Here is a 7,328-nt window from a genome sequence, read left to right on the forward strand (position 1 = left end):
CGCTCGTCGTCCCCGCCCGATTCGTCACGAACACCGTACCGGTTTCACCGCGCCGAGATCCGCCCGTTGGTCAACGTCAGACCGCGGTCCGCTATCCGGTGCACCTCGTCGTGGTGGGTCGCGACGAGGACGGCGGCGCCCTCGCCCGCGGTCCTGCGGACCAGGCCGAGCACCGCTTGCACACTGGCGTGGTCGAGGTGCGCGGTCGGTTCGTCGGCCAGCAGAACCCGTGGTCGGATCGCCACAGCGCGGGCCAACGCCGCACGTTGCTGCTGCCCATAGGACACCTCGGGCGGGTACCGGTCAGCGAGCGCATCGATGCCGAGTTCGGCCATCAGGTCCCGCACGCGGTCGGCGACCTCGCCACGACGGCCGGACAGCACCAGCGGCAGCGCGATGTTCTCGGCGAGGGTCAGCTCTTGCGCCAGACCGAGGGCCTGGGGGAGTACCGCGCAGTCCGCCCAGGCCGGGATAGCGGCCAACGGCGCCCCGCACACCTCGACCGTGCCGGAGTCGGGCTTGTCGAACCCGCACAGCAGCGCGAACAGCGCGCTCTTGCCCGACCCGGACCGCCCGGACACGGTCACCACCTCACCGGCGGCGACGTCCAGGTCGACCCCGCGCAGCACCTCGACGCGGCCGTCCGGGTGGTCGAACCCGCGGGTCAGCCCGCGCGCCAGCAACGCGGTCACGCCGCCTCCTCGATCATGCCCTCGCGCAGCCGCACGACCTGGTCGCCCAGGGCCACCAGCTCCGGGTCGTGCGACGCGGCGACCACGGCGACCCCGCGGTCGGCCAACCGGCGCAGCACGTCGAGCACCAGGGTGGCCGAGGCCGCGTCGAGCTGGGAGGTCGGCTCGTCGGCCAGCACGACGGCCGGTCTCCGCGCCAGCGCGCAGCCGAACGCCAGGCGTTGCTGCTGCCCGCCGGACAGCGCGCCGACCCGCCAGTCGCCGGTACCGGGGATGCCGAGCCAGTCGAGCACCTCCGGATCGGCGTCGGGGTGACCGGCCGACTGGGCGGCTGCGCGCAGGTTCTGGGCGACGGTCAGGTGGCCGATCAGGTTGTCCGGCGGCGCCTGGAAGACGACCGCGATCCGGTCACGGCGCACCGCGCGGCGGGCCCGGTGGGTGAGCCTGCCGATGTCGCGGCCCTGCCAGGCGACCGAGCCGCTCGTGTGCCGGTCGATCAGGCCCAGGACGCGCAGCAAGGTGGACTTGCCGGAGCCGGATGGCCCTGCCAGCACCGTGATTCCGCCGGTCGGCACCGTGAAGCTGACACCGCCGACGGCGGTGACCAGGCCCGTTGGCGTGCTGTAGCGGACGTGCGCGTCGCGCAGCTCGTACAGCGGGGTCGGCTCGTCGAACATCGGCTCAACCACGGATCAGCTCCCCTACCCGGGCGGTGGTGACCGAGCGCACCGCGGACCAGCAGACGAGGGCGACCACCGCGGCGGCGACGAGGGTCGTGGTCGACACCAGCGGCACCAGGTCCGGGGCGCCCGCCACCGGTCGCAACCACGGCGACGGGTCCAGCATCGGCGCCGACACCGCCGCGCACACCGCGCCCGCCGCGCTGCCCGCCGCGACGGACACCCCCGCGAGCGAGCCCAGTTCGGTCAGGTGGCTGGCCACGAGCGTCCGCTGCCGCAGCCCCATCCTCGTCGCCAGAGCCCCGGCCAGGGCGTTCTGCCTGCGCCGCACCTCCACCGCCAGCACCAGAGCGGCGGCCGCGACGATCGCGAGCACCACGCCGAGCGCGGTCACGAAGTCGAAAGTCCAGGTGACGGTGAGGAACGGCAGCCCGTCGAGCGCCAACGCCTTCGACCGCGAGTGCAGGTGGTGGATCCCCGCGGCGTCGAGGTCGGCGACCAGTCGCGCGATCGGCTCGGCCGACCACACCTGCCAGACATCGATGTCCTCGGGGTCGGCCAGCGAGGCCCGGGACACGACGTAGCCGGGGCCGGTGCCGATCAACGGGAAGGACGGGACCTGGGAAACCGGCCGCACCGTGCCGATCCTCGGCAACTCCACTGGCCTGTCCGGAGTGGACCCGACGCGCAGTGCCCTCTGGCCCGGACCGGCTAAAGTGGACAGTTGAGTGGCCACGTCGTCGGGATCGCGGTCGCCCAGCCACGCGGAGCGGGCGAACGTCGCCGGGTCGACCGCGAGCACGATGCTCTGGCCGTTCTTCACCACACCGACCACGGTCGCGTGCTCGGCGAGCGCGGGTGGTAGACCCGCGAGGGCGACCCGGCCGGGGATCTGCGCGGTCGACTCCGCGCCGACGAACAGGCCCGACTTGGTGTCCAGCGCCTCGCTCTGCGCGTCGGCGACCCCGACCCCGACGGTCAACGTGCCCACGGCGAGCGTGCCGACCAGCAGGATCCCCACCGCGGACCCGGCCGCGGCCGCCAACCGCCGCAACGCCAGGTGCGCGGCCGGGAATCGCCACAGGTTCGCCCTGTGCGCGGCTCTGAGGCCCCAGCGGGTCAGCCGGACGGTGACGAGGGCGACGGTGAGCACGACCAGCAACGGGAAGGCCAACCCGACCGCGTCGGCGGTCTGCGGCAGCGGCTGTCCGAATTGGAGCTTCGTCGGCGTGCTGTCCAGCCGCGCCCAGGCCAGGTACGCCAACCCGGCGGTGATCAACTCCCACGGCACGAACCGCCACGCGCGCGAGGTCCGCCGGGCGGTGCCGGACTGGAACTCCCGGTGCGCGCGCAGCGCCGTGACCGCGCCGACCACGACCAGCGCCGCCACCAGCACCCCGGCCGCGACCAGCGCCGCCAGTCCCACCGTCCCGCCGGTCAGCTCGGTCGAGGGCGCGTACCAGGACAGCGTCGCCCGCGCGGCCACCAACCCGGCCACCGCCCCGACCAGCAGCGGCGCCGCCAACTCCAGCACCGCCCGCCAGCCCAGCGCGACCGGACCGGCGCCGCGCGCCCACAGCAGCCGCAGCTCGGCCTGGCGGCGCTGCACCCACTGCACGGTCACCGCGCCGACCCCGGCCAACCCGACCAGCAGGCTGATCACCGTCAACGGCAGCACCGCGCCCAGCACCGTCGACCCGGCCGACCGGGCCACCTCGACCGGCTTGGCGAAGTAGTTCGACGCGATCACGAGCCGCGCCTTGTCCTGCGCCCGCAACCGCGCGGTCACCCCGTCGACCACGGCTCTGCCCCGGGTCACCAGCGCGGCGGCCGCGTCGGTCGTGGTGGGCGGGTCCGCCGGGAACCGCACCGTGACGGCGGCGGCGTTACCGCTGGGCGGGCCCATCGTGGTGGTGAACGACTCCAGGGTCGGGAACCAGATCACCGCGGCCGTGGCGCCCTCGGTGGCCAGCGGGTTGGGCACGATGCGCTGTTGCTCGGAGCACCAGTACGCGGGCACCGGATCGCTGACGTCGGCGTAGATGGCGGTGACCGGCGGCAACGTGCCGTTCAGTCCGCGGTCGCCGAGCTTGATCCCGGCGTCGTCGGCAATGCTGCGGGGCACCCAGACACCGTTGCGATCGCCACCCTCGAGGACCCGCAAGTTGTCCATCGCGCCGTCGCGGTAGCCGAACTGCGACCACGGGTGCGGACCGTTGAAGTCCCACTGCCGCACGGGCGAGTAGACGGCCGCGATCGCGGTGGTGAACCCGGCCTTGCGCCCCTCGTCGACCGAGAGCCGAATGACGCTGTTGGCGTCCGCCACGCTCACCCGGTTGCCGTCCACCACCGGCGGCACGGTCTGCCCGCACAACCTGCCCGCCTGGTAGGCCACGGCGGCGGACCCGGCGGAATCGGCGTGCAACACCGCGGCCGCGCCGACGAAGCTCAGCAGCAGCGCCGCCACGAAAGCCACCAGCACCGTCAGCGGACTGGACACCGCCGCGCGCGGGGCGGCTCTCCACGGCAACTGCATGGACGGGCACGCTACCGGCCGTTCGCCCCCGGCAAGTCCGAACGCGACGCATTCGAGATCTGCGGAGCCGTGGCGGCAAGATCGAACCGGCCTCGGCAGCCCCCGAATCCAGCCTACCGGCGAACCCGGGTGGGGCGGGCGCGACGGAGCGGGGGCTGTGGACAAACACGGCCGCGGACAGCGGGGTGCGGACGCGGGGGTGGGCAGGCACTCGCCGCTTGTGGATGAACTCGGGCGGTGTGGAGGAGCTGAGGTGTTGTGGATGAAGCCCGGTGTTGTGGATGGGCCTGGGGTTGTGGATCAGTCGGGACTTTGTGGGTGAGCCCGGTAGTTGTGGATGGGCCCGGGCTGTGGAGCAACCGGGACGTTGTGGTGAGTCGGGTTGTGGGTAGGCCCAGGGTTGTGGACCGATAGGGACGTTGTGGGTGGGCTTCGGGGTTGTGGGCGAGTCGCTGTTGTGGAGGGGAACCGGTGTTGTGGATGACTCACCGGAGTCCTGTGGACACGGGGAGTCCTTGTGGATGTGCGGGATCCGGCGTGCGCATCCTGTCGTCGCCGCTAGACGCGAAGGGGGCGGGGAGCTCGTCGCTCCCCGCCCCCGGCGGTCACCGGTCGGTCACCCGACTCAGAACGGGCGCCTGCGCGGCGGCTCGGCCCGGTCCAGGTCGGTGATGCCGTCGCCCGCGGCCGCGGCGAAGGCCGGGGCCGTCACGTTGGCCCACCGGCGCAGCGTCGCGGTGGCCGCGGCGGCGTCGGCGGGGGAGAGGGCGGCGATGTTGGCGCCGTGGTTGGCACCGGGCGCGATGTAGAGGTGCGAATCGCGGCGGCTGGGCACGAACTGCTCAGCACCCCACGGGTCGTTGGCCCCGTAGACGAACAGGAACTCCGAGCCCCGGCTGCGCACCCAGCGATCCACGTCCAGCATCGGCTTCGCGTCGTGGCGGCGGCGCAGGTCCGGCGGCAGGCTGGAGTTCGCCTGGTACAGGTTCGGGTACTTGGTCAGCCCGCGCAGGTGCTCGAACCGCGGCTGCGGCCACCCCAGCTGCGTGGCGGCCTGGTAGAAGTACGGCGCGTACGGTGTGATGCCCTGGTCGGCGTAGAAGGCGAACCCGGCGGTGGCGTCGATGAACGCGTACAGCTGGTCATCGGTCGCGGTCTTGGCGGGCACCGTCGCGCAGTCGGCCTGGGTCGAGTACTGCCAGAACGCCCACACGGTGTCCAGCACGGTCATCTCGTAGGCCTTGTCGATCGACCCGAGCACCCCGGTGAAGGTCCACCCGGCCGTGGTCGCCGCCGCCTGGTACTTCGCCACCAGCGCGGTGCGCCGCTTGAGGGCCTCCTTCTGGACGTCCTCGAGCTTGGTCCGGCACGCCGGGTCGTTGCCCACGGTCTGGAAGAACCGGTCGTAGGCCCGGTCGGAGTCGTTGACCGCGTCGTTCGGCGCGACGTAGGCGACGACGCCGTCGACGTCCTGCGGGTAGAACCGGCGGTGGTAGACCGAGGTCATCCCGCCCTTGCTGGCCCCGGTGGAGATCCACTTGGCCCCGTAGATCTTCTTCAGCGCCCCGACGAGCCGGTGGTGGTCGGTCGCCGCCTGCCAGATGTCGAGGTCGTCCCAGTCCGCGTTCGCGGGCCGCGACGGGGTGAAGAAGCGCTGCTCCACCGAGATCTGGTTGCCGTCGACGAGCCGGGTCGGCTCCGAGCGGAACGCGTTGGTGGACATGTTGTAGCCGCTGGTGTGCAGCACCACCGGACGCGCGGTGTCCTTGTGCAGCAACTGGAACCGCTGCTCGAAGGTCGCCCCGCGCGGCTTGTGGTGGTCCACCGGCTGCTTGATGGTCAGGATGAAGAACCGGTAACCCACCGGCGGGGTGGCCGACTCGGACACCACGGTCAGCCCGGGAACCGCCTTGAGCCGCTCGAGGATGTCAACCGAAGTGGCGCTCTGCGTGGCGGCGGCGGAAGGCGCGGCCTGCGCGGGGGAGGCCACCACGGCCAACCCCACCGCGGCGGCGACCGCCAGTCCCGCCGCGAGCGCCCGTCTGGTGCGGATGAGCACGCCCAACTCCTTGGATTTCGGGGGATCGCTCTGCTGGGTGGGCAGAGGAGTGGCCAGAGTCTTGCGCATCCCCCGCACTGTCCGAAAGCCGCTGACAATCGCCCCACGACGTTTGTCGGGGGCCGCTCGGGTCCAGTCATCCCACCAAAGCCACCAGCATGTTGAAAACCGCTGGTTGCCGCCCCGCCCCATGTACCTGCCCCAGCCCACCGAGCCAGCCCCGCCAACCCGGGCCCCTGGACGCTCGGAAGCTGCCAGTCCCGGAAGCCGCTGACGCCGTCCCCTCCATCAGGGTCCGGCCCCAACCCACACAGACCCAGTCCCTGGCCCCTCGGACACCGCCGTGCCAGCCCGCCTCAGCCCACCTGCTCAGCACCTGGACACTCGGACTTGGCGGTGCCATCCCGGCCTCCTCAGGACCGGCCCCAACCCACCTGGCCAACCCGTGGACACTCGGACCCGCCGGGTGCCAACCCGGCTGCCGTCAGGTCCGCCCCAACCCGCCTGATCAGCCCCTGGACACTCGGAAGATCCGGTGCCATCTCAGCCCGTTCTCGGCTGCCCTGCCAGCCCAGCGCGTGGACAGTCGGACCCGTCGGTGCCAACCCGCCCCCCGTCAGGTCCGCCTCAGCCCACTTCCCAGCCCCGCGCAGTCGGAGTCGCTGGTGCCAGGTGCTCGATGGGGTGGACCTGTTTTGTGTGGGGGAACGGCACCCGTAGCGTTTCCGCGCGGCAGGGCCAGCCTTTGGGCCCCTGCTTTGCGGTTCTGCGTCGGGTGTCGTAGGGGCCCCGCACAAAACAGGTCCACCCCATCGAGCTTTTACGCATTGTCGCGGATCGGGCGCCGAGGTCGCCGCCAGGCGACGAGGCCGTCCACCGGAGCCGAAGGCGGAGGCCCGAAGTTCTTGCCCCGCATCCCCAACCACGGCCTACGTCAAGATCAACCTGATCGAAAGCCCCCAAATACACAGAGGGTTATTCAGAGCGTGCGTAGAAGTAGAGCCCAATGACTGCTGTGATGGTGGCGGTGAAGGTGTTGAACGGGCGCCGGTAGTCGGTGTGGAGTATCCGCCAGGTTTTGAGGTGGGCGATGGCTCGTTCGACGGCGACGCGGATCTTGTTGTGTTGGAAGTTGTATTCTTTCTGCCATCGGGGTTGTTCGCGTTTGCGGGGTTTGCGGAACGGGGTGATCATGTCGCTGCCGATGTAGCCTTTGTCGGCGAGCCAGGAGGTGGTGTCCCGGCCCTGCAGGATGCCTGATTTCCTGAGGCAGTGAATGTCGTGGTGGCGACCCTCGAACGGTGTTGATACCCATACGAGTCGGCCGTCGAGTGTGCAGGCGACCTGGACGTTGACCCCGG

At 71.5% G+C, this 7,328-nt stretch carries 5 protein-coding genes; all 5 read right to left on the reverse strand.

The window, feature by feature from the left end:
• Positions 1–44: 44 nt before the first annotated feature.
• Positions 45–692, reverse strand: a complete 648-nt coding sequence (locus LV75_RS34590) for an ABC transporter ATP-binding protein (RefSeq protein WP_253891765.1) — start codon at positions 690–692, stop codon at positions 45–47.
• A complete protein-coding gene (locus LV75_RS34595) occupies positions 689–1,369 on the reverse strand; it encodes an ABC transporter ATP-binding protein (protein ID WP_253891769.1) in 681 nt (226 codons plus the stop codon). The genes LV75_RS34590 and LV75_RS34595 overlap by 4 nt, the downstream gene beginning before the upstream one ends.
• Before the next feature lie 4 nt (positions 1,370–1,373).
• Positions 1,374–3,908 (reverse strand): ABC transporter permease, encoded by a 2,535-nt coding sequence (locus tag LV75_RS34600; protein WP_253891766.1) that lies wholly within the window; start codon positions 3,906–3,908, stop codon positions 1,374–1,376.
• 625 nt (positions 3,909–4,533) lie between these two features.
• A complete protein-coding gene (locus LV75_RS34605; RefSeq protein ID WP_253891767.1) occupies positions 4,534–6,036 on the reverse strand; it encodes a S28 family serine protease in 1,503 nt (500 codons plus the stop codon).
• A gap of 906 nt (positions 6,037–6,942) precedes the next feature.
• Positions 6,943–7,328: transposase family protein (locus LV75_RS34610; protein ID WP_253891768.1), on the reverse strand; the 386-nt coding region annotated here is incomplete at its 5' end.

It is taken from the genome of Actinokineospora diospyrosa, assembly GCF_024171925.1.
GTDB classification, from domain to species: Bacteria; Actinomycetota; Actinomycetes; order Mycobacteriales; family Pseudonocardiaceae; genus Actinokineospora; species Actinokineospora diospyrosa.

Excerpts from the sequence above, each read along its gene's own strand:
- LV75_RS34605 (WP_253891767.1), bottom strand. The coding sequence starts at position 6,036 with ATGCGCAAGACTCTGGCCACTCCTCTGCCCACCCAGCAGAGCGATCCC.
- LV75_RS34595 (WP_253891769.1), bottom strand. The coding sequence starts at position 1,369 with ATGTTCGACGAGCCGACCCCGCTGTACGAGCTGCGCGACGCGCACGTC.
- LV75_RS34600 (WP_253891766.1), bottom strand. The coding sequence starts at position 3,908 with ATGCAGTTGCCGTGGAGAGCCGCCCCGCGCGCGGCGGTGTCCAGTCCG.